Genomic DNA, 25,696 nt, shown 5'->3' with positions numbered 1-25,696 from the left:
CGCGCCCCGTGCTCCGCGACGGGGCCGGACCGCCGGGAATTGCAGCCGGATAATCTAGAAAATCATGTCATACAGCATCGTTTTTCTTGATAATACTTGTTACTTTGAATTCTTCTAAATCCAAACTATTGATTAGAAGACTTCTAAGTTCGTTTTCATTTGCATAATCTTGTTGACACTCGCCGATGGCGCGGGTTTAAGCGATAATCATGTGTCTCTAACTCGATCCAGAGAGAGTTTTCATTGTCCGATACCAGGACCTTGAACCCTGGCCATTGGAGGTTTGTATGCGCTGGACCTGTGCGTGCGCGGCGACGCTCGCAGCCCTTTTTGTCATGACCGGAGACTCCCCGGCCCGTTCCGAAGCGGCCGGCGAAGTCAACATCTACTCCTTCCGGCAACCCTATCTGATCGAACCGCTGCTCGAGGAGTTCAGCGAAGAGACCGGTATCAAGACCAATGTCATCTTCGCCTCGAAGGGACTGATTGAGCGCATTCAGGCCGAGGGGCGCAACAGCCCGGCCGATTTGCTGCTGACGACCGATATCGGCAATCTGAGCCAAGCCGTTGCTTCGGGGATTTCGCAGCCCGTGGTCTCGGACACCATCGACTCAGCCATCCCGGAGACCTATCGCGGCACCAACGACGAATGGATCGGCCTCACGGGCCGCGCGCGCGTCGTCTATGCGTCCAAGGAACGCGTCGACCAGGACAGCATCACCTACGAAGAGCTCGCCGATCCGAAATGGCGCGGCAAGATTTGCATCCGGTCGGGCCAGCATCCCTACAACGTGGCCCTCGTCGCCTCGATGCTGGCCCATCTCGGCCGAGAAACGGAGGCCTGGCTGCGTGGCGTGAAGGAAAATCTCGCGCGCAAGCCCGCCGGCGACGACCGCCTTCAGGTGAAGGGCGTCTATGCGGGCGAATGCGATCTTGCGATCGGTAACACCTACTACATGGGAAAGATGCTGACCGACGAGAAGCATCCCGAGCAGAAGGAATGGGCCGAGTCCGTCAAGATCCTGTTCCCGAACACGGCGGGCCGGGGCACCCATGTGAACGTCTCCGGCGTTGTCTTGGCGAAGAACGCGCCGAACAAGGACAACGCACTGAAGCTCATCGAATTTCTAGCCTCGGACAAGGGGCAGACAATGTACGCCGAAGTAAATCACGAATACCCGACCAAGGAGGGCGTTGCCTGGTCGGACCTTGTCGAATCGTGGGGAACGTTCAAGGCGGACACAGTATCGCTGAACGAGATCGCCGACATGCGCAGGGCGGCAAGTGAGATGATCGACAAAGTCGGCTTCAATGACGGGCCGAGCTCATAAGGGGGCGGCAATGAGCTATCAACCGAAATTCGTTGAACACCACGGACCGCGTGGCGAGGTCCACGCTTTTTCAGGGCCCGAATGGCTCGTCGGCGTCGGCTTCCGATGCTGGCTCGCTGGCTATGACACGGGCGACATCACCTGTTGGGAAAACGGATGGAACACCTATAACCGGGTGCTCGGCCCGGCACGCGCCAAGCGCGCCGTCACCGAGCTTGCCTGCTGGGTGCGTGCCGTCCGGGCCGCGGCCTCCCGCGAGATCCAGTACAACGCACTCGACGCCCGACGCTTCTGCGCGGACGAGTGCATGGCGATGTCCTTGATCGCCGCGTCCCAGCACCACCGTTGCCCGGCCATGCAGGCCTGCGCTCTGGCTCTGACGGGGTCGGAGACGGTCGACCCGGTCATTGACGCGGCGAACGCGTTCGCCGACGCGCTCGACGAGGCGGATTATCGCCTCAACCAGGAGATCGTGGCGGCGCTGGTCACCTCGGACGCGCGCGCGCGCGGAGGCTCTGTCTCTGCCCCGCGCTGAGCCGCAGGCAGGTCAGGCGCCGTCCTCAAAGCCGGTCCCCTTACGGCGGCGGCTGGCGAGGCTACTCGAGACCGGCAGCTTCGGCTGGTCCGCCGGCGCGCTGATCCTGTCTCTCCTCGCGGCCGCGCCGCTGTTCGCCATCGCCGTCATGGCCTTGCACTCCAGCGGGGACACCTGGCCGCACCTCATCGAGAACGTCTTGCCGGACGCCGTACGGCGCACGCTCATCTTGATGGCAGGGGTCGCGATCATCGCCCTTGTCACAGGTACCGGAACGGCCTGGCTCGTCACGATGTACCGCTTTCCGGGCCGGAGCCTGTTCCAGTGGCTTCTCCTGCTGCCCTTCGCGATGCCCACCTACATCATCGCCTTTTGCTACATCGAACTCTTCGACTACTCCGGCGAGATACAGACGGCCTTGCGCGGCATCTTCGGGTGGGAAAGCGCTCGCGACTATTGGTTCCCCGATATTCGAACCTTGGCGGCGCGATCTTCATCATGGGCGCGGTTCTGTACCCTTACGTCTACATCACCGCGCGCGCGAGCTTCGTGGCCCAGTCGATCTGCGTGATCGAGGCGAGCCGCACGCTGGGACGGAGCGCATCGGAAACCTTCTGGCAAATTGCACTGCCACTTGCCCGCCCCGCACTTGCCGCAGGGACGGCCCTCGCCCTGATGGAAACGCTGAACGACATCGGCGCCGTGGAGTTCTTCGGCGTGCAGACGCTCACCGTCACCGTCTACGACACGTGGCTCGATCGGGGCAGCCTTGCCGGTGCGGCGCAGATTTCCTGCGTGATGCTGTTCTTCGTGCTGGCCGTGCTCGGCCTGGAGCGCGCTTTGCGGTCCGGCAAGCGCTTTCATCACACCACGGGCAAATACCGGGACTTGCCGGAGGAATCGCTCTCCGGCGTAAAGGGCATTCTCGCCACGGCCGCATGCGCCGCTCCGATCCTGGTCGGCTTCGTCCTGCCGACCTATGTGCTGGCGCGGGACGCCATCGTCCACCTGTCCTCCGGCCTGACCGAAGACTTCTGGCGCGCGGCCCTGCATAGCCTCGGCCTCTCGCTCGCCGCCGCGGTGCTCGGCGTGTTCTTCGCGATCGTCCTCGCCTATGGGCGGCGGCAGACCCAATCGAAGTTCGTGCGGATCGCAAGTTTCGTGCCCGCAGTCAGCTATGCGGTGCCCGGAACCGTGCTCGCCATCGGTCTTCTGATCCCGCTCGCGGGGCTCGACACGCGATCGACGACGCAGCCCGCTCGCTGCTCGGTGTCTCGACGGGTCTCATCTTCTCCGGCACGGCCTTCGCCATCGTCGTCGCTTACACGATACGCTTCCTCGCCGCCTCGCTCGGGTCCGTGGAGGCCGGGCTCAGCAAGATCACCCGCAATCTCGATGCGGCGGGGCGCACATTGGGCGCCTCGGTCACCGAAATGCTTTGGCGGGTTCATCTGCCGCTCCTTCGGCCCACGCTCGGCGCCGCCGCGTTGATCGTCTTCGTCGATTCGATGAAGGAGCTTCCGGCGACGCTGCTGCTACGGCCCTTCAATTTCGACACGCTGGCCACCCAGGTCTTCACGCTGGCTTCGCTCTACCGCTACGAAGAGGCCGGTTTGTCGGCCTTGACGATTGTGCTTGTGAGTTTGACGCCGGTGCTGCTTCTTCACGGCGTGATTGCTCACAGCCGGCCCGGCTTTTCGGGTTCGCGCCGGCGGCCGGCGGACACGCAGAAGGAATTGGCGTTGCCAATTTCCTGATAACCCAAGAGAATGATCCTGTTGGGTTCGCAAGGGTCACACAGACGGCACCCGTCCGGGCGCACTGCTCATTGCGCATTCATGAGCAGCCGGCCCGCTCGCTCGAAGCCCACGCAGCCAGGTATGTGGAAAGGTCGGAATGAGGCCGCGCCAATCTATTTGGAAATGGCTTCTTGCCGTTCTTCTCGTGGTGATCGCCGCAGGACTTGCCATCCTGCTTCTTCGGCCTGCCGGAACCCCGGCGGATCTTCGCGGCCGGGTGAGCGCCTCCTTGTCGGAATGGACCGGGGGCTCCGTGACCCTCATGGAGCCGCTGCGCATTCGCTATTTTCCGCCATCGGTCGAAGGCGGCCTCACCGTGACCGATGCGGAAAAACTGCCAACCCTGGAGTCCATCTCCGCCCCCAAGTTCCGGCTGACGCTGTCGCTCCCGGACCTCTTGCTCGGCAACATCAGGTTCAGCGCCCTGCGGCTGGACAAGCCGACGCTCACGCTCAATGGCGAAGACAAGGATCGCACCACGGAAGCCGTGCTCGGGCGGCTTACGGCGTTTCTCGCCAGCGCACCCCTCGAGACCGTGCGTGTCCACCGCGGGGTGGTCGAACCCGCGAGCGGCAGTCCCCTCCTCCGCGAGCTCGATCTTCGTCTGAACACGCGCGGACAGCTCGGCGCGTTGGAGGCCGTGGGCTCCTTTACCTTCAACGATGAGCCCGTCACGTTCTCGCTCGGCCGCGGCAAGGCCGTCGAAACCGTCGAGGGGCAGCACGCGCCGCTCACGCTCAAAGTCACGTCCGCGCCGCTCACGGCACGCTTCTCGGGCACCATGCAGCTTGGCGAAGAGCTTGGCGGCGAGGGCGACCTCGAAGCGAAACTGCCCGACATCCGGCGCTTCCTGGCTTGGGTCGGCGTCGTGCTGCCGCACGGTCACAGTCTGAAGAACGGGAGCGCCAGGGGACGGGTGCATTGGGCGGGGCCGACGCTGACGTTCGACGACGGCTCGTTTGACTTCGACGGGAACGCCGCGGTGGGCTTGCTGGCCCTGACGGCCGGGAACCGGCCCCGCATCGACGGAACGCTGGCGTTCGAGACATTGCTCCTCGACCCGTATTTGTCCGATGCGTCGGCCGCCCCCGAAGGAAGCCCGCTGTTCGACTGGGTGCTGCTGAAGCACCTGGATGCGGATTTGCGAGTCTCTGCGGCGGCATTGTCGGCAGGCGGGCTGCAACTGGGCCGTGGCGGTTTCACGATCAATGCCAAGAACGGCGCGATCTCCAGCGAGGTCGGCGCATTGGAACTGTGCGGCGGTCAGGCCGAGGGCCGTTTGGATCTCAATCTTTCGACACCGCGCGCGGAAGCCGCGCTGACCGGCAGCTTGGCGAATGTCGCGCTCGACACATGCCGGCAGGCGATCGGCATGAGCGTGCCCGTGAGGGGCGTGGGAACCCTCAAGGTCGATATCTCGACCGGAGGAACCTCGCAGGACGAGCTCGTGCGCGGCCTCGCCGGGACCATTGCCGTGACGGCCAAAGACGGGGCGCTGCCGGTCGACCTGGCCGCTCTCATCGCCCAACCGGACGCCGAAGCCGGCAGCTGGAGCCAGAACGCGGATACGGAATTCTCGGAAATCGTGGCCGAATGCAGCGTTTCCGCGGGCCATCTGTGGTGCCAATCGTTCCGTATGACGACGGGCGAAGGGGCGGTGTCCGGCGCGGGCGATCTCGACATCGCGCAGCGGACGCTTGATTGGGACTTCAGAATGGCGGACCCTGAGGCGCCTCTCGATGCGGCCGCACCCGGCCCTGGGACCAGGCCGGGCATCACGATGAATGGCTCTCTCGCGGCCCCACGAATCGCGCGGGCCCGACCGCCGGAGACACAGGCTGGACCTTCGGAACAGGATACGGAGAAGCCATAGTCCGCTCTCAGCAGGTTGCTTGGAACAGAACGACATGGACCGACGATCACTGCTCGTGTTGCACCATGCCACCAATTGCCGGATTTGGAACGGCCCTCGGACGCACCGCGTCGTCGCCGCCGCGCTTGCGTTCGCCTTGGTCTCCCCTGTACCGTCGGCGGCGTGGTCTCAACAGACGCTGAACGTCGCGACCTGGGGCGGTGCCTATGGCCGCGCCCAGGAGATCGCGGTTCTGGAGCCGTTCGCGAAGAAGACGGGCACCGTCATCGCCACTGAGATCTACGGCGGTGAGCCCTCGAAGCTCAAAGCGTTGATCGAAGACGACACGACCCCCGTGGACGTGGTCGACGTTTCGGCCGGCGCGTTGAAGGCCCTGTGTGCCGAGGGGCTGCTGGCGCCGATCGACGCCGACGCGCTGACGGCCGAGGGGGGCACCGCGGACGACTTCGTGCGTGGCGCCGTCTCGAAGTGCGGCATCGCCACCATGGCCTGGTCCACGGCGATTGCGTTCAACCGGAAGGCCTTCCGTGGCGGAGAGCCGGCGGCCATCGGCGCTCTGCTGGATACGGCCCGCTATCCCGGGAAACGCGCGCTCCCCAACAGCGCGCGGCGCACCCTCGAACTGGTGCTGCTCGCCGACGGCGTGCCGCCGGGCAACGTCTATCAGGTTCTTGCAACGCCGGAAGGTGCGGATCGCGCCTTCGCGGCCCTCGACAAGATCAAGGGCAATCTGCTTCTGTGGGACAAGCCGGCCCAGCCGATGACCTGGGTTATCAGCGGACGCGCGGCCATGGCGGCAGGCTATAGCGCGCGCCTGTTTCGCGCGGCGATCCGCGACCGCAATCTCGGCATCCTGTGGGACGGGCAGATCTACGATCTCGATGCGTGGGCCATTCCCAAAACGTCGCGGAACAGGGACGAGGCCATGCGCTTCATCCGCTTCGCCACCGCGCCAAAACAATTGGCCGCCCAGGCGCGGCTCACCGCTTACGGTCCGATGCGGACGTCCGCGCTGGCACAGGTCGGCAAGCATCCCGTCATCGGCGTGGACATGGGGACGTTTCTGCCGACGGCACCGGACAATTTTCGAACGGCCTTGCAATTCGACGAAACGTGGTGGGACGAGAGCGGCGATGCGCTGAGCAAACGCTTTGCGGCATGGGCCGCACGCCTCCGGGCTCCGCCGGCGCCAAGCACCGGGGAACGCAAAACAAATGGCGCAGGTGCCACGGAGGCACCCGCAACGCCCACGCCTTGAGCCCCGGCAGAAGCGAAGCGCGACGACACATCCACAGCCCTCAAGAAAGTACGGGTATAATCGCGGCGTCCAATTGCGTTGCCCGCAGGCTTCGTGTCATCCTAACCGTTGGAGCGAGTCTTCGGGCTTCTGGCCCATCCTGGACACCTCTACACAGAACGCACCATCCTATGGCCTGCCCGCCGGGGCGGGCCGCGTTTCAAAGCACTGCCGGGGCGGGGCCGGCAGTGCACTTTGACTGTTGCTTTCAAGGCCGTTTAGAGCCGTTGCGCGTTCGCTCTGTCTCGGCAGCATCCGTCCGGCGGGGCACGGCTGGTTCAGCCGAAGCATGCGTGTGGTTAGAACGACCGATAGAGGTTCAGGGCGACATAACCGCTTGGCTCGCTCAACAGATAGTCGCCCGTAAAGCCGCCCGACAGCGTCGCCTCGAGCGCCTTGAACGTGCCGCGAACGAAGCCGCCGCCACGCCCCGCATCGTATTCCTGGTTGCCGAGGATGCCGCCCTCGAGCCCGACGGCGAAGACGTTCCCCAAACGGTAGCCGATGCGCGTGAGCTCCCAGTACTCCTGAAACGCCGACCCGTAGGAGGCGTCCGCAGACAGGAACAAGCGCTTCGACAGATCCGTCCAGGTCTCGAGCGTCAGCCGCAAGCCGAGTTCCGTCCCCTGGACCGAATTGCGCGGATCGAAGGGGGTGATGCGCTGGTCGACGGCCTCGATCCCGGCGAACGCTTGGCAATCACGGGACCGCAGTGGAACTGGTATCCGGCCTGAGCCGATAGGAACGAGGCCGTGCCCTCGAAATGAGTGGCCCGAAAGGTACTCCCGTCGAACAGCGCGCCGCCGTAGCTGTAGCGGCCATACGCTCCCACCGCGCGAAGGCGCCAGCCCGGCGCATCGAACCCGCCCCTCAGGGCGTAACCCCCACCCGCATAGACGCTCGTGTAGTTGTTGCTGGTCTCGATGCCGCTGAAGACTTCCTGCCGGGGCACATCGTCATCGGCGAGGGCCGCGGTCGACCGGAAGGCCGTGCCGTCGGCGAAGGCAAGGAGAAGACCGAAGGCGGCCGTTCGCACGCGGTGGCTGGGCCGTTCCCTTTCGCCTCGTGGCTTGTCCTCCCGCACCACACCAGCCCCACACGATCCCCATCGACCGGACATCGTAGACGGAACCGTGCGCGGTGCCCGGCAACCCCGCTGTGCGGGTCCATCCGCTCCGCAACTTACGGTAAGCAAATGCGTGCTTTGTTCCCCACAGGTTGGTCAGAAACAACGTCCGGGCGCCGCAGGGTCGATCCGCTCGCTTCGGAACGCAGCAGCAGCAAGGTCCGGTGAGCGTCTCGACGCGAAGGCCAAGCCGAACACCACGCTTCAGGCCAAGGCTCTGCCTAGGGCTTGAAGATCAGGAGCAGATAGGTCCCGAACAGCACCAAATGCACGAAGCCCAAGAGAATGTTGGTGGCGCGCCAGAGAACGTGATGTGGCAGACGAACAGCGTGACCGAGAGGAGAATGATGTCGACGGAGTTGAGCCCAAGCGTCAGCGGCGTGTCCGTGATCACGCTGATCGCCAACATGACGGGAACGGTCAGGCCAATGGTCGAGAGCGCACTGCCGAGGCTGAGATTGACGCGCTGCAGTTGATCGCGCATCGCCGATTGGAGCGCTGCGGTCCATTCCGGAGACAGGATCAGCATCGCGATCACCACGCCGCCCAGAGCGTTGGGCAATCCCACTTGCGCGATGCCATGGTCCAGGAGCGTCGCGAGAGGCTTCGACAGAAGCACCACGGGCAGCAGCGTGGCGAGGAGCAGGACCGCATGGACGGGACCCGAATACGCAGGCCCGTGATGCTCCGGCTCGGGCAGGACCGTTTCCGCATCGTCTTGCCCCTCGGCCCCGGTGCTCCTTTGCGCTTCGATCCTGCTCCGTGCCGAGGGCTTGCGGGCGAGCTTGGGCTGCAAAAAGAAGGTCCGGTGCCGCGTCGTTTGGATCGTGAGAAACGCGCCATAGAGCAGCGCCGTCATCGTGCCGAAGACGATCGCCTGTTGCGTTTGAAGCGTCGGTCCGGCTGTCGATTCCGTAAAGGTCGGAACGACCAAGGCGATAAAGGCGAGCGGCGTGATCACCGCAAGATAGGCCAGCGCACCCTGGAGATTGTATTGCTGCTGCACGTAGCGCAGGCCGCCAACGGCAAGGACCGTCCCGACCATGCCGTTCAGCACGATCATGAGAATGGCGAACATGGTCTCGCGTGGCAGGGTCGGATTGGGCGTCTTGCCCAGCATGACGGTCGCGAGAATCGCAACCTCGATGCTGATGACGGAGAGGGTCAGAATGAGCGTGCCATAGGGCTCACCCAGAATCTCCGCGAGGGCATCCGCGTGGCGCACGACCCCGAAGGCGCACCAGATCATGACGCCGAACAGCCACACGAACATGAGACCGAGCCAATTCAGACTGGTCAAATCGGCTAGCCACTCCTTGCCGACGGTGAAGAAGAGCGCCGTCGTGACGACGCCGACGATCAGGCCAAGCTCGGCGCGGAAGACGCCGAGGAAACTCCGGGGCGGAAGCGGGGCACGGTCGTGATCGTTCGCCTCGGTCGCTTGGGGCATTGTCCCTCGTCTCAGTGCCGTCGAGCGTGCGTGGATGGCCGTCGGCCGCCTGTTGCCTTGGCGTTGCCTTAGAGCCGCGTCAACAATCCTTGCAAGCTCCCGTCCTGGCCGAAGCCGATTAGCATCGGCGTGCGGCTCCGGCAGACGAGATAGGCCGTGGCACCCGCCAAGGCGTAATTCTTCAGCCCCGCCGTGAAATGCCCCATCACGCCGGCTTCGGTGAGCGCACGGAGGGCCTTCCGCGCGGGCGCGGCTCCGTCTCCCGACAGGGCCGGTTCGACTTTGCTTTCGTAAACTTCAAGCTGGCCACGCTTGGCGAAGTGGATCATCGCGCCACCAAAAAGGAAGATCGTGAGCGCGAGCGCCCCCAGCCTTGGAAACACGCCGAACACGATCGACAGGCCGCCAAGCCCCATCATGGCGATTCCGGCATAGGCGAAGAGGCGCGGGTCGCGCTTGAATACAAGGGCCGTTTCGCCGGTGGTGAAGCTCCTCGCGGCCTCATCCTTCACCGATCCCCACGCGCCCATCAGAAAGAGGCCCCCAACGGCGAGGCGGAGCAGCAGCGCTCCGGCGTCTTCGAGAGTCATGGCGGTCTCCTTAGGTCCTTGGTGGCGGGCCCGCGATGCCGAACCTCAAGATTCGTGGCGACCGCCGGCAGGGCGCGGTTCGCCGCCGGTCACAGCTCCCAGCCCGGATCGTGCCCCACGTTCTCGAACGCGTTGTGAATGGCATCCCCCCACCCTTCACGAAGCTCCTGCCAGTAGGGGTCGTCCTCTTCGAGCCTGATGGTAAAGGCCCGTTGAAGCGTGTCGCGCCGGTAGATCATGAGGTCGATGGGAGGGCCCACGGAAACATTCGAGCGCATGGTCGAATCGAAGGAGATCAGGGCGCACTTCGCGGCATCTTTCAGGCTCGTGTCGTGCCGGACGATCCGGTCGAGAATGGGTTTGCCGTATTTGACCTCGCCGATCTGGAAATAGATCGTATCGCCCATCGCCTCGATGAAATTGCCCGCATCGTAGATCTGAAACAGCCGAAGCCTGCCGCCGCGGACCTGGCCGGCGAGCACAAACGAGGCGGAAAAGTCGACGTCGTGCTGCTGCAGGTACCCCGCGTCGGTCTTGTGGATCGTGCGCAAGGCCCGGCCGACGATCCGCGCCGCGTTGAACATCGAGTGGGCGGCGTAAAGGTCCTTCTCCGGATCCTCCGATTCCAGCCATTCCCCGATCAGGCTGACCACGCCTTGGGTCAGCGACAGATTGCCCGCGGTCAGGAGCGTGAAGAAGCGCTCGCCCGGCCGTTCGAAGGTGAACATCTTGCGGAAGGTCGAAACGCGATCGATACCTGCGTTCGTGCGGGAGTCCGACGCGAGCACCACACCTTGATCAAGCAGAATGCCGACGCAATACGTCACTGGCCCCACCGTCCCCGGCTTATTGCTGATTTGGAAAATTGACGCGGACACTCATGGTTTCGTCACCGCCCCCGGCCCGGACGCACGCACGGGACTGGCTTCGGAATAGTCAAGGCCGATAGCGGTCCGGACATACGATTCGTCTGGGCAAGCGCGATTGGTGGGATCGAACCCCACCCAGCCGAGAGAGTCAACGAATGCCTCGGCCCAGGCATGGCTGGCCGTGTGGGCTTCGTGGTCCAGACCTTGTGTCATGTAGCCGCTGACATAACGGGCCGGGATGTCGAGCGCCCGGGCGGTCGCGCAGAAGATGTGCGCATGGTCCTGGCACACGCCGCGGCCCTGCTCCAGCGCCTCGGTGCCGGTGGTATGGACATGGGTCTCGCCCGGCCTGTACTCCACGGCGTCGCGATGCCGAGCATGATGTCGTGGAGCACCTCGATCCGGTCTCTCTCGGCGGTCCCGCGGCACGCGGCCGCAAGATCGCGGATCGAGTCCGATGCCACCGTCGCCGGCGTTTCGCGCAAGTAAAGCATGATGGGCAGCTCGGGCGTGGCCACCCCGACGACGCCGCTCGTGTCCCGGGTCCGGACAAGCCCGCTCACCCGAATGTCGAGGCGGTCGACGTGCTTCGTGACGGTCAAGGTATGGCAGGCATTGCCATATTGATCCTGCCAGGCCGTGGTGGTCGCGCCTGGACAGATCAGCGCCCAGTTCTCCACCGCCTGGGTCCGGCCGGACAGCGGCGTCATGCGCAGATACTGCGTCGTCGCCAGAAGCGGCTCGGAGTATTTGTACGACGTCGAATGCTCGATGCGGATCAACATGGGCTAGACGGCCTCCGCCATCACCATCGGCGTCATCAAGAAGTCCTCTTGGATCTGCGATCCCAGCTCGCGGTTGTTCTCGATGAACCGGACCAGATATTCGTGCAGTCCTTCCCGGAACACCTCCTGGATTTGTCCGTAGCAAAGCTGCGCATGGGTATGACCCGCCATGCGCCGGCACTCGAGCGGCTTCTTGGCCGCAAGTTCGTCCAGCGTCGCCAATACGATGCCATAGCAATGATGCAGGGACCGGGGCATGTCCTCCCGCAGGATGAGGAGCTCGGCGACGCGCCAGGGATAGATCGTGTCGTGATAGATCCGGCGGTACGCGCGGAACGCGCCGACCGAGCGCAGCAACGCGGCCCATTGATAGTAATCCACGTAGCCGCCGACCTGCTCCGTATCCGGCAGCAGCACGTGATACTTCACGTCGAGAATTCTGGCGGTGTTGTCGGCGCGCTCGATGAAAGTGCCGAGCCGGATGAAGCGGAACCCGTCGTCGTGCAGCATGGTCCCGAAGACGACTCCGCGGAAGAGATGCGAACGTTCCTTGACCCAGTCGAAGAAATCCCGATAGCCCCACCGGCGAACCGCGTCGAAGTCGAAGCTCTGCATTTGCAGCCAGGTCGCGTTCAGGCTCTCCCAGGCCTCGCTTGAGATCGAGGCCCTGCGGGCGCGGGCATTCTCGCGTGCGTTTCGGATGAGCGAAAAGATCGAGCCGTTGTTTTCCGGATCCAGCGCCACGTAGCGCACAAGGCCCTCATAGCTCAGTTCGTCATACCGCTCGTAGAACGTGCCGTCGCCGGGCGCGATGGTCAGAATCGGCTCGAACTGCGCCTGGCGGTCCATTGAAGACGGCAGCAAGGATAGCCGGAAGCTCACCTCCAGCATGCGCGCGGTATTCTCGGCACGCTCCATGTTGCGCGCCATCCAAAAGAGATCTTCCGCCGTCCGGCTCAGCATGGTCCACGCTCCAAAACCCAGGTATCCTTGGTGCCGCCGCCCTGGCTCGAATTCACGACCAGGGACTTCTCGCGCAGCGCCACCCGCGTGAGGCCGCCCGGAATGACCGAGGTTTCATCGCCGGAAAGCACGAACGGTCTGAGATCCACGTGGCGGGGCTGCAGCTCACCGTTGCACAAGGTCGGCGCGGTCGACAGCGTCAGCGTCGGCTGGGCAATGTAATTGTCCGGGTTTTCCAGGATCCGCGCCTTGAAAGCTTCCTGCTCGGCCTTGGTCGAGGCGGGCCCGATCAACATGCCGTAACCGCCCGAACCCTGGACCTCCTTGACCACCAGACTGTCGATATACTGCAGCACGTGCTGGCACTGTTTGGGGTCGCGCAGCATATAGGTCTGCACGTTCTTCAGGATCGCGTGCTCGCCGAGATAGAACTCGATCATGCGCGGCACGTAGACATACATGGCCTTGTCGTCCGCAACGCCCGTCCCGAGCGCGTTGGCCAGCGCCACGCGCCCGGACCGGACAACCGACAAGAGCCCCGGCACGGCCAACATCGAGCCCGCGTAGAAGGCGAGCGGGTCCATGAAATCGTCGTCGAGCCGGCGATAGATCACGTCGACCCGGACAGGACCCTCGGTCGTGCGCATCCACACATAGCCGTCGCGCACGAACAGATCGACGCCTTCGACAAGATCGATCCCCATCTGCTCGGCAAGAAACACATGTTCGAAATAGGCGCTGTTGTAGCGGCCCGGGGTGAGCAGCACGACCACGGGATCGTCCGCGCCGCCGGGCGCAACGGCGCGCAGGTTCTCCAGCAGCCGTTCGGGATAGTTTCCGACAGGCGACACGGCCTGGCCGTTAAAGGCGTCCGGGAACAGCCGCATCATGATCTCGCGGTTCTCCAGAACGTAGGACACGCCGGACGGCGTGCGGACATTGTCCTCCAGCACGAAGAAATCGCGCTCGCTTGTCCGGACGAGATCGACGCCGGCAATGTGCGCGTACACGTCCTTGGGTAGATCCACCCCGCACATCTCGGGCCGGAAGGCCGGGTTCTTGAACACCAGTTCCGGCGGAATGAGCTCGGCCTTCAGAATCTCCTGATCGTGGTAGATATCGTGGAGAAACATGTTGATGGCCTTCACGCGCTGAAGGCAGCCCCGCTCCACCAGGTCCCACTCGGATTGATGGAGGATTCTCGGGATCAGATCGAAGGGGATCAGCCGCTCGGTGGAGCCGCCCTCGGTATAAACGGCGAAAGTGATGCCGAGCCGCCGGAACAGCGCATCGGCCGCTTCCTGCTTGGTGACGAGCGATTCGATCGACAGGCCGTCCAGGAGCTCGGCGAGCTGCTTGTAGGCCGGCCGCACGCACCCGTCGGCGTCCCTCATCTCATTGAAAAATTTAGCGTAATACTCGGCGGCGCTCTGAGGAATATCCCCTGCCATCAGCGTGTCTGTGTCTTGCGGCAAGCTCAGCCTTCCCATTAAGCGCCTTTGAACGCCCGCTCCTCACGTCTGCTTCCGCCCAATGTTATATTTTGAGGCATCATAATCAGACGCCGCGCGATTGAGCAACACCGGCCCGTATCGGGCGCCATATCCGAAGATCGACCCGCGATAGGACCATGATGATCGAAACTGCCTTGACGGCATTTGCCACGTTCTTCGCCGTTATCGGCCCCGTCGACTCCGCGGTCCTTGTCGCCTCGCTCACGCCAAATCTATCCCGGGCCGAGCGCCGGAGGGTGTCGGTGAAAGCCGTCGCCATCGCCACGGTCATCATTTTGCTGTTCACGCTGGTGGGAGAACCGATTCTTCGGCGGCTCGGGGTGACGCTCGCCGCTTTGCAGACCGCGGGCGGGATTATCCTGTTCATCATTGCGCTCGACATGACGTTGTCGCGGCGCGCGACGCCGACCCTGCTGACCACCAAAGAAAGTGCGGAGGCCGAGACCAAGGCCGACGGACACGCGGATCTCGCCGTGTTTCCGCTCGCGACTCCGTTGCTGGCAGGGCCCGGCGCCATGACCGGCGCGATCGTCCTGGCCGCGAACACCAAGGGCGACCCGGCGCTGCTCGTGGCCGTCGTCGCCGGAATTCTGGCCGTCATGCTCGTCACGCTCGCACTGCTGATGCTCGCCCAGGAAATCCATCGGATCATCGGCGTCACCGCGCGTAAGGTGATCGTACGCGTCTTCGGCGTCCTGCTGGCCGCGTTGGCCGTGCAGACAATCTTCGATGGCCTGGCCGACTCCGCGCTCTTCGGCCACGCAGTCACGCCTTGAGACTGGGGCCCCAGCGGCGATGCGCCCTACTCGGCCGGCTCGGTACGGCTGTCGGTCTGCTGCGTCCCGGTCGATGCGAACCGGCGTACAAGCAAATAGAAGATCGGCGTGAAGATGAGACCGAAGGCCGTGACGCCCAGCATGCCGGCGAAGACGGCCGTGCCGAGCGACTGGCGCATCTCCGCGCCAGCGCCCGTGGCGATGACGAGGGGCACCACGCCGAGGATGAACGCCAGGGCCGTCATCAGGATCGGCCGCAAACGCACCCGCGCGGCATCGACCACGGCTTCTATTGACGCCCGCGCCTGCTCTTCGTTCTGACGCGCGAACTCGACGATGAGGATCGCGTTCTTCGCCGCCAGGGCGATCAGCACCACGAAGCCCACCTGTCCCAGAATGTCGATCGCCATCCCACGCATCATGAGGCCGCTGACGGCCGCCAGCAGACACATCGGCACGATCAGAATGACGGCGAGCGGCAGGCCCCAGCTCTCGTACTGCGCGGCAAGGAGCAAGAACACGAACACGACCGCCGCCGCGAACACGAAGATCGCCGTATCGCCCGCCTGCTTCTCCTGAAAGGCGAGTTCGGTCCACTGATAGGCATAGCCATCGGGCAGGACCTCCGCCGCCAGCCGTTCCATGGCCTCAAGGCCGTAGCCGCTGGAGAAGCCGGGCTTCGTCCCGCCTTGGACGGCCGCGGCCTGGAAGAGGTTGAAGTGCTGCACCCGGTAGGGCCCGGCCGTGTCCTGGAACGCGGCGACCGAACCGAGGGGCACCATCTCGCCTTGGGCGTTGCGGGCCTTGAGCTGGGAAATGGCATGCAGGTCCTGCCGGTACTCGCCGTCCGCCTGTGCCGTGACGCGGTAGGTTCTCCCTAAGAAATTGAAGTCGTTGACATATTGGGAGCCCAGATAGACCTCCAGCGTCTGGAAGAGGTCATCCGCGTTCACGCCCAGCATCTCGGCGCGCACCCGGTCGATGTCGGCGTAAACGCTCGGCGTGCGCGTGTTGAAGGTCGTGAAGACGCGAGAGAGACCCGGGTCCTGGTTGGCGGCGCCGACAAGACTCTGCGCCACTTCCTCGAGTTGCGACAGCGGTCCGCCCCGCGTGTCCTGGACCTGCATCTTGAAACCGCCGGTGGTGCCGATACCACGGACAGGCGGCGGCGAGATGCTCAAGATGAACGCATCCTCGATGCCGGCGAACTGGTTGAGCGCGCCGGAGATCGCTTGCGCGCTGAGGCCCTTCTTCGCCCGCTCCGCGAAAGGCTCGAGCGGTGTGAACACGACCGCCGAGTTGGACGAGGTGGTGAACGTCGCCCCGTCAAGACCGACGATTGGGACCGCATGCGCGACGCCGGGCGTCTCCAGGGCGATCTTCGTCACTCTCAGCGCCACCTCGTCGGTGCGCGACAGAGCCGCGCCCGGCGGCAGCTGGATGATGTTGATGAGGTAGCCGAGGTCCTGATTGGGAATGAAGCCCGTCGGGGCGGCACGGAACTGGAAGACCGTCAGCCCGATCAGCCCGGCATAGATCGCGAGCATGATTGTGGACATGCGGAGCAGCCGGCCCGTGAGCGCACCGTACTTCTCCGCCACCCAGTCGAACCCGGTATTGAACCAGCCGAACGCACGATGGATGCCGCGCGTAATCAGATTGCCCTTCTTGTGCTCGTCCTCGTTATGCGCCTTGAAGAGCAACGCGCACAGCGCCGGGCTCAACGTCAGCGAGACGACCAGCGAGATCAGCGTCGCGGTGGTGATGGTCACCGCGAACTGGCGGAAGAACTGGCCGAGAATGCCGCTGAGGAACAAGGTCGGGATGAACACGGCACAGACCACCAGCGTCATGGCGATCAGCGCGGTGCCGACCTCGTTCATGCTTTGGTAGGCCGCTTCCCGCGGAGACAAGCCCTCGCGCAGGTTCCGCTCGACATTCTCCACCACCACGATGGCGTCGTCGACGACGATGCCGATCGCCAACACCAAGCCGAACAGGGACAGGTTGTTGAGCGAGTAGCCGATCGCGGCGAGAACGGTGAACGTGCCGATCAGCGAAATGGGAATCGCGACGATGGGGATGAGCGATGCGCGCCAGGTCTGAAGGAAGACGACGATGACGAGCACCACCAGGATGACGGCCTCGAACATCGTATGCAGCACGGCCTCGATCGAATCGGAGATGAAGACCGTCGGGTTGTAGACGATGTCGTAGCGCAGACCGCTCGGGAAGGACTTGGACAACTCCTCCATGGCCGCCTCGACCTCGGCGGCGGTCTCGAGCGCGTTCGATCCCGGGCGCTGGAACACGCCCATCGGAATCGCAATGCGTCCGTCGAGATAGCCATTCAGGTTATAGTCCGCCGCGCCCAGCTCAACCCGCGCCACGTCGCGGACCCGGACGACACGGCCCTCCCCTTCGGACTTGACGATGATGTTGCCGAAGTCCTCCGGCGTCGTGAGGCGCCCTTGGGTCTCCACGTTGAGTTGGAAGGCGCCCGGCCGCGGAACCGGCGGCTGATTGATGACGCCGGCGGCGACCTGCACGTTTTGGCCGCGCAAGGCCCGCAAGACATCGCCTGCGGTCAGGTTGCGGACCGCGAGTTGTCGGGGTCGAGCCAGGACGCGCATCGCGTAGTCGCGCGCGCCGAAAATCCTCACATTGCCGACGCCGTCGATGCGCGACAGCACGTCCTTCACATGCAAGGTCGCATGGTTGGAGACATAGAGCATGTCGCGGCTGGCGTCGGGCGAACTCAGATGGATGACCATCATCAGGTCGGGCGACTGCTTCACGACCTGGACGCCGAGCGAGCGCACCTCCTCGGGGAGTCTCGGGGTCGCGATCGCCACGCGGTTTTGAACAAGCACCTGCGCCGTGTCGAGGTCGGTGCCGAGCTTGAAGGTCACGGTCAGCGACATCTGGCCGTCGCCGGTCGACTGGGACGTCATGTAGATCATGTTGTCCACGCCGTTCACTTCCTGCTCGATGGGCGTGGCGACCGTATTGGCGACGATCTCGGCGGAGGCGCCGGGATATTGCGCCGTCACCTGGATCGACGGCGGGGCAATCTCGGGATATTGCGCGACCGGCAGGCCGAAATAGGCCACGCCACCGACAAGCGTGATCAAGATCGAGATCACGGCGGCGAAGATCGGCCGGTCGATGAAGAAGTGGGAGAGCTTCATTGTTTGCTGGCGGGCGCGTCCGCGGAAGCTTGTTTGGCGGGCGGGGCGATCTCCGTCGGCTGCGGCGTGACCTTCTGGCCGGGCCGCGCACGGAGCAAGCCGTTGACGATGACCTCGTCGTCGGCGGTGATGCCGCTGCGGACGACACGCAGACCGCCATCGGTTACCGAACCGAGCTCCACCGGTTTCGGCACCACCGTTCCGTCTTCGGCGACCGTGAACAGGACTTTCGTGGACTGGTCGGTGACCACCGCCGTATCAGGTACGAGCAGGGTCGGCTTGTCCTGCGACATCGGCACGCGGACGCGGCCGAACTGCCCGGGGGTGATGAAGAGGTCGGCGTTGGGGAACGAGGCCCGGACACGGATGGTGCCCGAGGTTCGGCTGAACTGATTGTCGAGGAAGTCGATCGTGCCCTTCAGCGGCCAATCCTTCTCGTCGACGAGTTGACCTTCGACCTCGACGCCGCCGCCGCGGACCGATTCGACCTCGCCCTTTTGGATCGAGCGCTGATAGGTCAGGATGTCGCCCTCGCTGACATTGAAGGTCAGCCAAATGGGGTCGAGCGAGACGATCGTCGTGAGCAGCGTCGTCTCGCCGGTGCCGCCGACCACCAGGTTGCCGACGCTGACTTCATGACGGCCAACGCGGCCGGAGACCGGCGCCAGGACGCGCGTGTAGTTGAGATTGAGTTCGGCCTGATCGATGGCTGCGCGCGCGCTGTCGCGTGCCGCCGTCGCGTTCTTCACTTCGGCCGCGCGTTCGTCGAACACCTGGGCCGACGCAAAGTCCTTCTTGCGCAGTTCGGCCGTGCGCTCCAACTGCACCTTGGCGAGATCCAGTTCAGCTTCGGCCTGGACGAGTTGCGCCTTTGCCGAGGCCAAGGCGATCTCGAACGGGCGCGGCTCGATGACGAACAGGAGATCGCCCTTCTCCACCAGCTGTCCGTCCGAGAAGTTGACCGATTCGAGGTAGCCGCTCACGCGCGCGCGGATCTCGACCGATTCCTGGGCCTCGAACTGGCCGGTGAAATCGCTCCACTCGCGCAAGGTCTCGACCACGGGCTTCGCCACGCTGACGGGTGGTGCCGGGGGCGGCCCGCCCGGCGCCGCGGCCTGCTGCTCCCCTTGCGGCACGACCATGTAACGATAGGCGACCGCCGCCAGGGCGATGACCACCAGGCTGATGAACAGAATTCTTCCGATGCGCGAGGAGGAGCCCTGCGCCGGCGCCGTGCCGGTCTCGTGCTTCGAGGCCGAGTCTTTTTTTGAGCCCGAGTCTTTCGGGGGCGAGTCTTTCGGGGGCGAGTCTTTCGGGGCCGAATCCGAGGCAGGCGACGTGCCGTCCTCGCGCTCTGCGGCCGCATGCTTGGCGCTTTGGTTTCTCTGCTGCATTCTGTGTGTCTCAGGAGGCTGGCGTCCGATGCCGCGCGGGCGTGGTGCTTCACGCGATCGGCTTCGGGCGTAGCACATTATCTCACGCGGTCGGGCGAACACATAGGCCGAATGGCCGCAATGTCATAGCAGAGCCATGAAAAACAACGACGTTAGAATGACTTAGAGCCAGTTTCACACCAATGTGACCGCCACGCTCGGGCATCGGCCCAGAATTGGCCTCAATCAACGGCGCGCGGGAAGAGAAGCACGAATGCATAGCCGCCTCCTTGCAGGATCGATTGCCGTTCTGGTCTGCCTGACCCTGGCCGGCTGCGGCGAGGAGGCCACCCTCCCGGTCGAGGCGGGACCGACCCGACCCGGTCCTGCCCGCGCCGGTCCGGACCACCTTTCCGACCGTCGTGATCGCCGAAGCCACGGGTTGGCCGGACGGCGCGGCCCCGAGGGCCGCGGACGGGCTGGCCGTGAATGCCTTTGCCACCGGCCTCGACCACCCCCGGATGATTTACGTGCTGCCCAATGGCGACGTCCTTGTCGCGGAGACAGCGGCGCCGCCGCAGCCCGGCCTGGCGGACGGGCCGATGGGTTGGGCCATGAAGCTCGGCATGTGGTGGGCCGGCGCCGGCGTTGCGAGCCCCAATCGAATCACGCTTCTGCGCGATGCGGACGGAGACGGCGTGGCCGAGACCCGCACGGAATTCCTTTCTGGTCTCAACTCGCCCTACGGCATGGCGCTGGTGGGGACCAGCTTCTACGTGGCCAATACGGACGGCATCGTCCGGTTTCCGTACACGGACGGGGCCACGCAGATTACCGGACAAGGCGAACCGGTCGTCGGCCTGCCGGCAGGCCCGGTCAATATCCACTGGGTCAAGAACATCCTTGCCAGCCGCGACGGCACGACGCTCTATGCCTCGGTGGGCTCCAACAGCAATATCGGCGAGCGCGGCTTCGAGCACGAAGAAGGGCGGGCCGCGATCCACGAGATCGACCTTGCGAGCGGCGCCTCGCGCCTCTTCGCCTCCGGCCTGCGCAATCCTGTCGGGCTCGCGTTGCATCCGGACAGCGGAAAACTCTGGACCACGGTCAACGAACGGGACGAACTCGGCAGCGATCTCGTCCCCGACTATATGACCTCGGTCGCGCAGAACGGCTTCTACGGATGGCCCTACAGCTATTACGGGGATCACGTGGACACGCGTGTGCAACCGCCGCGACCCGACCTCGTGAAGACGGCCATCGTGCCCGACTACGCCCTCGGACCTCATACGGCTTCGCTCGGCCTCGCCTTCTACGGCGGCGCCTTGTTCCCGGAACGCTATCGGGGCGGCGCCTTTATCGGGCAGCACGGGTCCTGGAACCGGAGCCCGCCCAGCGGCTACAAGGTCGTCTTCGTGCCGTTCGAAAACGGTGTGCCGTCCGGAAAGCCGGAAGACATCCTGACCGGCTTTCTCAGCGAGGACGGCAAAGCCTACGGACGGCCCGTCGGGGTGGCCGAAGACCGGACAGGGGCGCTGCTCGTGGCCGACGACGTGGGTAATACCATTTGGCGCGTCGCGCCGGCCGCACCGTGACGATGAACCGACCGAAGCCGCCTCGTGCGGCACCAAGGGACCGAGGAGAGAGCGCGTGACGAAATCCATCCTATGCTTCGGCGACTCCCTGACCTGGGGCTACAACCCCGAGGACGGAACGCGATTTCCGCCGGAGGACCGCTGGCCCCGCGTCCTCGAAGCCGCCCTGCAGGGACGCGCCCGGGTGATCGAGGAAGGCCTGAACGGCAGAACGATCGCGACGGACGACCCCGCTCGCCCCTATCGCAACGGCATGGCGATGCTGCCGCCGCTTCTGGAAGCCCATGCACCCCTCGACGTGGTGGTGATCATGTTGGGCACCAATGACAGCGCGCCCTGCTACGGGCTGAGCGCGGGCCGGATCGCCATGAACAGCGCGGCGATGGTCCGCGCGGTCTCCGCGAGCCAGACCGGGCCCGGGCGCACGGCGCCGAGTCTGGTCTTGGTGGCGCCACCGACTCTCGGTTCGCTGAGCTCCGAAATGGCGCTGCTGTATTCGGGCGGGCAAGGCACCTCCCGGGGGCTGAGCGCCGCTTTCCGGACCATCGCCGCCAAATTCGGCATCGGCTTTTTCGACGCGAGCGAGATCGTGAAGGTCAGCGCCGCCGATGGCGTTCATCTGGACCCCGAGGGTCAACGCGCGCTTGGCCTCGGGGTCAGCAAGATTGTGGAACCGCTGTTATAGCGGGATGCGATAGTCTCTTTCGCATGGCTCAACCGGAGGTCTTACATGTCCGACGACGCCGCCAAAGACGACAGCAAGGACGACCGCAGCACTTTCGCCATCGTCAGCGACGATTTCCGGAAGGTCCTCGGCAAGAACTTTCAGCGCCCCGTTCTGATCGAGACCAACGCCCACGAAGGGCCGGTCTACGTGGCCGCCGAACATGCCCTCTACTTCACGACCGTGCCCGAGCCCGGTCCCAAGAACACCGCGATCATGCGCCTCGCCCTGAAGGGCGACCGGTTCCCCTTCGAGGCCGGAGAACTCGACATCGTGCGCCAGCCGTCGAACATGGCGAACGGCATGTATCTCGACCGCAAGGGGCGGCTCTTGATCTGCGAGCAAGGCACGCTGGACCAAAAAGCGCGGATCAGCCGCATGAACCTCAAGACCCGCGCACTGGAGACCGTGGTCGATCAATGGCGCGGGCTTCCGCTCAACTCGCCAAACGACGTCATCGAGAAGTCGGACGGAACCGTGTGGTTCACCGATCCCAATTACGGCGAGCTCCAAGGTTTCAAAGCGTCCGCCAAACTCGGCGCTTTTGTGTACCGCCACGACCCGGCGACCGGCCAGACGGCGGTGGTCGCGGATTCGTTCAATAAGCCGAACGGGCTCGCCTTCTCACCCGACGAGCGCGTGCTGTACATCACCGACACCGGCGCCAACCAGGCGCCCGGCACCTATTTCGTGGACCTTCCGCACCACATCCGCGCCTTCGACGTGCACAAGGGCCGGCACGTCAGGGGTGACCGGCACTTCGCCACGGTGTCGCCCGGCTGCCCCGACGGCATCAAGCTGGATACGAAGGGGCGGGTCTATACGTCGTCGGCGACGGGCGTGCAGGTCTTTTCGCCGCAGGGCGATCTCCTGGGTGAGATTTTCGCCCCCCGCGTCGCCAATTTCACGTTCGGCGGCCCCAAGAACGACGTGCTGTTCATTTTGGGCGACACGCAGATCTGGCAGGCCAAGGTCAGGGCCAAAGGGGCCCTAAGCCGCGGTGCGTCATGATCTCGGAAGGACCGTTGATGGACGGTCGCGGACTTCGATGAAGCTCATAGGCCTGTGTGGGCTCAGCGCCGCTTGAGGATGACCTCGCCCTCACCCTTCCGGCTCTTGAAGGTCACCGTCTGGGTCTCGCTGTCTTCGCCGTCAATGACAACACGGACTCGCCCGCTGACATCGTATTCCATGAGCTTAAACTCGCCCGTATAGACGCCGGGACGGACTTCGAGGAGTTCCCCGGTCTGTTTCATCTTGTTAGATGTCGACGCACATTGCGCCACGACACCGAAAATCTTGGCACTTTCCTGCCTGTAACTGACGCGGCAGCGCACCTTCTCTGTCGGACCTTCGGTTTTCGTAACCGTGCCCTCTCCGCTCCATTCCCCCGCGAGGGCGGTTGCGGACATGGCCGTGGTAGGCGCGAACGTTACCAGCGGCGCCAGCAGTGCGAGACCAAGCAGAGCGAGTCCGGCCAGCCGTCCCGCATCGTGACCTTGCCCCATCGAACACCCGCGCCCCAACCGGTTTACCATCGCATACATTAATGACCTCCACTGAATGCCCGCAAGGCACGACGGGGCGACCCCCGCCCCGCCTTCACTGACGCGACCCACCCTTCTTTAGCGGACGACCTTCCAGGATTGCAATCGTTGCGGGGAGTATCAGCAGGTTCGCTAACAGGGCTGTGCCAAGGAGCAAGATGGCTACCTCACCGAAAAGACGTAAGTTAGGCAACTGACTGAGGAGCGTTGCGGCAAATCCGGAGATCAGCACGATGGTTCCGACCGCCAGAACCGGACCGATCGTCGTTATTGTCTCTTCGAGGGCGGTGGTCACGTCCCGGCCATGGGACCGCATCAGGCCATAGTAGTTCAGGATGTGGATCGTATTGTCGACGGCGATACCGAATCCGATCGTAAAGGCCACGACGCTGGTGAATTGGAGGCCGAGCCCCGAGAGATAGAGAAAGCCGCCCACGACCACGATTGGGAGAAGGTTGGGCAAGATACAGTAGAGCCCCGCGCGAACCGACCGGAAGACCAAGCCGACAAGCATGATGTTGAGGGCAATCGCCAGGAGAAGGCTCCGGTTGAGTTGTTCGATCATTTCATAGCTGGCCTTCGCGGACAGAACCGAAAGGCTCGTCACCGTGAAGACGACGTCAGGGTTCGCGGCGCGCAACGGACCGAGCGCACGCTCCAACTGCTGCACAACGGGGAGAAGATCGGCGGCGTCGGTCCCGGGGAAATAGCCCGTGACGAGGGTTGAATTGTGGTCGATGGACAGGATCCGCTCGACGAGCGGCGTCTTGGCTTGCTGGAGAAGGTCGAAGAATTTGTCCTGGGTGAGTTGACCGGCCGAGGCCCAGCTTTGGATGCTGTAGAGGGAGGTCACGCTGCGGACCAAAGGCAGCGCCGCGACGAGCGCATCGACCTTCCTGACCAGTTCGGCGCTCTCGGGCGTATCGATCCGCGCGCTCCGGGGCCACTGAAGGTGAACCAGCAGCGTCTCGGTCCCTGCGAGCCGATCGTCGATCGCATTCATGGTGAGGTGCGCCGGACTGCGCTCGGGCAGATACTCCCGATACTGATAGCGCGGACTGATCGAGACGTAGAGCATGCCGGCAATCAGCGCGAGGGAAAGGCCGCAGGCGAGGACCGTGCGTGGCCGGGCCAAGGTGAAATGCCCCAGCCGGTGGCAACAGCGGCTCGCCGCCCCGAAGGCAAAATCGACCTTGCGCCCCAGCGTCTTTTTCGACTGAACCCGGCTGAGCAGCACATAGGCCAGAGACGGCACCACCGTAATGGTGACGAGATAGGCGATCGCGGTGCCGATCGCCGCGGTCAGACCGAAGCCCGCTACGATCTTGAGTGGGACGAGGGTCAGCGAAAACAGCGCGATCGCCGTCGTCAGGGACGCGAGCACGCAAGCGGGCCCGATTTCGCGAACGGACCGCGAAATGGCGTCGTGGACGTCTGCGCCCTGGCCGAGCTCGCGCCGGACCTGAACAGCAGATGCAGCGAGCTTGCGACCACAAGCACGAGAACGAGCGCGGGCACGACGCCGCTCATGACGTCGACCTCGGTTCCCCGCAGTCCCGTGACGCCGCCCAGCCACGTCACCGCGATGACGGCGGGGAGCGCCGCGATGCAGACATAGGTGAGGCTGTGAAAGAACAGCCAGGAGATGAGCAGCACGATCAGGAAGCCGACCGTGATGAACGTCATCTGGTCGGCCATGAGCGACGAAACGATCTCGAGGCGGAGGAACGAAAGACCTGAATACTGGACCGTCATGTCGGTCCCTTCGAGCATGCTTTTCGTGACGTCCCGCAATTCATCCGCCACGACCCGCAGATCGTCGATATCCGGGAACGGATCCATGGCGATGACGAACAGCGTGGTTGTCGCATCGGGCGACAGCAATTTGCCCGCAACCAGCGGATGATACAGGATCGCCTCCCGCACTTTCGGCAGGTCTTTCTGCGTGAGCTTGACGGGAAGGAGCGGTTCCGCTCCGCCCTTTTCGTCGGGCGGGTGGCGCGCCGAGAACATCGACACGACGTCCCGTACGCCCGCGGCAAAGCTCAATTCCAGATGAAGGTCGCGCAGCCGTTCCAGATTCTCGACCGTGAAAAGATTTTCGGAACGGATGAGCAGCAGGACGTCTTGGCCGCTGTCGGGGTATTGCTCCTCGACCTGTTGGAATCTGGCGTAATCTTCCGTTCCGGACCGGAAGATCTCGCGGATGTCGCTTGAGAACCCCACCTTCGTCGCGGCATAGGCGAGCGGCAGCGTGATCAAGGCAACCAGCAGCAGCGTGGCGCGCGGGAAGCGCAGTGCGACCAATCCGATCTTCTCAAGACCAAACCCAGCCGACATTAGGCGAAAAGGCTCCCG

General features: G+C 64.2%; 22 protein-coding genes and 2 pseudogenes. 10 read left to right on the top strand and 14 right to left on the bottom strand.

Features of this window, described 5'->3' with window-relative positions; translation table 11 throughout:
* Nucleotides 1-287: 287 nt before the first annotated feature.
* Both AUC68_RS06985 and AUC68_RS06980 read left to right on the top strand, forming a co-directional pair.
* The gene (locus tag AUC68_RS06985) at nt 288-1,331 is read left to right on the top strand and encodes a Fe(3+) ABC transporter substrate-binding protein (RefSeq protein WP_069436944.1); all 1,044 of its coding nucleotides are present in this window, start codon (nt 288-290) and stop codon (nt 1,329-1,331) included.
* Nucleotides 1,332-1,341: 10 nt separating this feature from the next.
* On the top strand, nt 1,342-1,866 hold the full coding sequence (locus AUC68_RS06980; protein WP_069436943.1) for a hypothetical protein: 525 nt from the start codon (nt 1,342-1,344) through the stop codon (nt 1,864-1,866).
* A 12-nt stretch (nt 1,867-1,878) separates the two neighbouring features.
* Here AUC68_RS06980 and AUC68_RS06975 read toward each other — a convergent pair whose 3' ends face one another.
* Complete coding sequence (locus AUC68_RS06975) at nt 1,879-2,118, bottom strand: hypothetical protein (RefSeq protein WP_141701135.1); 240 nt, start codon at nt 2,116-2,118, stop codon at nt 1,879-1,881.
* 183 nt (nt 2,119-2,301) lie between these two features.
* Here AUC68_RS06975 and AUC68_RS06970 point away from each other — a divergent pair, with 183 nt between their 5' ends.
* The 4 genes from AUC68_RS06970 to AUC68_RS06955 all read left to right on the top strand — a co-directional run bounded on the left by AUC68_RS06970 (nt 2,302) and on the right by AUC68_RS06955 (nt 6,796).
* On the top strand, nt 2,302-3,357 hold the full coding sequence (locus tag AUC68_RS06970; RefSeq protein ID WP_158008260.1) for an ABC transporter permease: 1,056 nt from the start codon (nt 2,302-2,304) through the stop codon (nt 3,355-3,357).
* Nucleotides 3,354-3,623 (top strand): hypothetical protein, encoded by a 270-nt coding sequence (locus AUC68_RS16955; RefSeq protein ID WP_193407077.1) that lies wholly within the window; start codon nt 3,354-3,356, stop codon nt 3,621-3,623. The genes AUC68_RS06970 and AUC68_RS16955 overlap by 4 nt, the downstream gene beginning before the upstream one ends.
* Before the next feature lie 139 nt (nt 3,624-3,762).
* Nucleotides 3,763-5,538 carry an AsmA family protein gene (locus AUC68_RS06960; RefSeq protein WP_069436939.1) on the top strand — a complete coding sequence of 592 codons (1,776 nt, stop codon included), beginning with the start codon at nt 3,763-3,765 and terminating at the stop codon, nt 5,536-5,538.
* A gap of 34 nt (nt 5,539-5,572) precedes the next feature.
* Nucleotides 5,573-6,796 carry an extracellular solute-binding protein gene (locus AUC68_RS06955; protein WP_069436938.1) on the top strand — a complete coding sequence of 408 codons (1,224 nt, stop codon included), beginning with the start codon at nt 5,573-5,575 and terminating at the stop codon, nt 6,794-6,796.
* A gap of 338 nt (nt 6,797-7,134) precedes the next feature.
* Here AUC68_RS06955 and bcsS read toward each other — a convergent pair.
* The 8 genes and pseudogenes from bcsS to AUC68_RS06915 all read right to left on the bottom strand — a co-directional run bounded on the left by bcsS (nt 7,135) and on the right by AUC68_RS06915 (nt 14,069).
* Nucleotides 7,135-7,955 (bottom strand): annotated as a pseudogene (gene bcsS / locus AUC68_RS18335) (cellulose biosynthesis protein BcsS).
* A 241-nt stretch (nt 7,956-8,196) separates the two neighbouring features.
* Nucleotides 8,197-9,411, bottom strand: coding sequence for a calcium:cation antiporter (locus AUC68_RS06940; protein WP_244500420.1), 1,215 nt, complete (start codon nt 9,409-9,411; stop codon nt 8,197-8,199).
* Nucleotides 9,412-9,479: 68 nt separating this feature from the next.
* Nucleotides 9,480-10,001: a DoxX family protein gene (locus AUC68_RS06935; RefSeq protein WP_069436935.1), complete on the bottom strand. Its 522-nt coding sequence runs from the start codon at nt 9,999-10,001 to the stop codon at nt 9,480-9,482.
* A gap of 89 nt (nt 10,002-10,090) precedes the next feature.
* Nucleotides 10,091-10,828, bottom strand: a complete 738-nt coding sequence (locus AUC68_RS06930) for a proteasome-type protease (protein WP_069436934.1) — start codon at nt 10,826-10,828, stop codon at nt 10,091-10,093.
* Between the two features lie 51 nt (nt 10,829-10,879).
* On the bottom strand, nt 10,880-11,230 hold the full coding sequence (locus tag AUC68_RS18650; protein ID WP_158008259.1) for a transglutaminase-like domain-containing protein: 351 nt from the start codon (nt 11,228-11,230) through the stop codon (nt 10,880-10,882).
* 200 nt (nt 11,231-11,430) lie between these two features.
* Nucleotides 11,431-11,655 (bottom strand): annotated as a pseudogene (locus AUC68_RS18645) (transglutaminase N-terminal domain-containing protein); the annotation flags it as partial.
* 3 nt (nt 11,656-11,658) lie between these two features.
* The gene (locus tag AUC68_RS06920) at nt 11,659-12,618 is read right to left on the bottom strand and encodes an alpha-E domain-containing protein (protein ID WP_069436933.1); all 960 of its coding nucleotides are present in this window, start codon (nt 12,616-12,618) and stop codon (nt 11,659-11,661) included.
* On the bottom strand, nt 12,612-14,069 hold the full coding sequence (locus tag AUC68_RS06915; protein WP_069436932.1) for a circularly permuted type 2 ATP-grasp protein: 1,458 nt from the start codon (nt 14,067-14,069) through the stop codon (nt 12,612-12,614). Before AUC68_RS06915 ends, AUC68_RS06920 begins: the two co-directional genes overlap by 7 nt.
* A gap of 179 nt (nt 14,070-14,248) precedes the next feature.
* On the opposite strand from AUC68_RS06915, the gene AUC68_RS06910 reads away from it, so the two are divergent.
* A complete protein-coding gene (locus tag AUC68_RS06910) occupies nt 14,249-14,908 on the top strand; it encodes a MarC family protein (RefSeq protein ID WP_244500419.1) in 660 nt (219 codons plus the stop codon).
* 26 nt (nt 14,909-14,934) lie between these two features.
* Here AUC68_RS06910 and AUC68_RS06905 read toward each other — a convergent pair whose 3' ends face one another.
* Together AUC68_RS06905 and AUC68_RS06900 are read right to left on the bottom strand one after the other, a co-directional pair.
* The gene (locus AUC68_RS06905; protein WP_069436931.1) at nt 14,935-18,099 is read right to left on the bottom strand and encodes an efflux RND transporter permease subunit; all 3,165 of its coding nucleotides are present in this window, start codon (nt 18,097-18,099) and stop codon (nt 14,935-14,937) included.
* Complete coding sequence (locus tag AUC68_RS06900) at nt 18,096-19,493, bottom strand: efflux RND transporter periplasmic adaptor subunit (RefSeq protein ID WP_083240499.1); 1,398 nt, start codon at nt 19,491-19,493, stop codon at nt 18,096-18,098. Before AUC68_RS06900 ends, AUC68_RS06905 begins: the two co-directional genes overlap by 4 nt.
* A 401-nt stretch (nt 19,494-19,894) precedes the next feature.
* Between AUC68_RS06900 and AUC68_RS06895 the strand changes: the two genes are divergently transcribed.
* From AUC68_RS06895 to AUC68_RS06885, 3 genes are read left to right on the top strand one after another with little or no spacing between them, the layout of a single operon-like run.
* Nucleotides 19,895-21,067 (top strand): PQQ-dependent sugar dehydrogenase, encoded by a 1,173-nt coding sequence (locus AUC68_RS06895; protein WP_342027462.1) that lies wholly within the window; start codon nt 19,895-19,897, stop codon nt 21,065-21,067.
* A gap of 55 nt (nt 21,068-21,122) precedes the next feature.
* Entirely contained in the window at nt 21,123-21,752 is a 630-nt protein-coding gene (locus AUC68_RS06890) for an SGNH/GDSL hydrolase family protein (RefSeq protein ID WP_069436930.1), read from the top strand.
* Nucleotides 21,753-21,797: 45 nt separating this feature from the next.
* A complete protein-coding gene (locus AUC68_RS06885) occupies nt 21,798-22,802 on the top strand; it encodes an SMP-30/gluconolactonase/LRE family protein (RefSeq protein ID WP_083240497.1) in 1,005 nt (334 codons plus the stop codon).
* 62 nt (nt 22,803-22,864) lie between these two features.
* On the opposite strand, the gene AUC68_RS06880 is transcribed toward AUC68_RS06885, so the two are convergent.
* From AUC68_RS06880 to AUC68_RS17630, 3 genes are read right to left on the bottom strand one after another with little or no spacing between them, the layout of a single operon-like run.
* The gene (locus AUC68_RS06880; RefSeq protein ID WP_069436929.1) at nt 22,865-23,338 is read right to left on the bottom strand and encodes a hypothetical protein; all 474 of its coding nucleotides are present in this window, start codon (nt 23,336-23,338) and stop codon (nt 22,865-22,867) included.
* 55 nt (nt 23,339-23,393) lie between these two features.
* Nucleotides 23,394-24,758, bottom strand: coding sequence for an efflux RND transporter permease subunit (locus AUC68_RS17635; protein WP_280138537.1), 1,365 nt, complete (start codon nt 24,756-24,758; stop codon nt 23,394-23,396).
* Entirely contained in the window at nt 24,707-25,645 is a 939-nt protein-coding gene (locus AUC68_RS17630) for an MMPL family transporter (RefSeq protein WP_158008258.1), read from the bottom strand. Before AUC68_RS17630 ends, AUC68_RS17635 begins: the two co-directional genes overlap by 52 nt.
* Between the last annotated feature and the right edge of the window lie 51 nt (nt 25,646-25,696).

Source organism: Methyloceanibacter methanicus (genome assembly GCF_001723285.1).
Lineage (GTDB): Bacteria > Pseudomonadota > Alphaproteobacteria > Rhizobiales > Methyloligellaceae > Methyloceanibacter > Methyloceanibacter methanicus.
The sequence above is the reverse complement of the archived record's forward strand: the minus strand, read 5'-3'. Positions and strand labels throughout refer to the sequence as shown.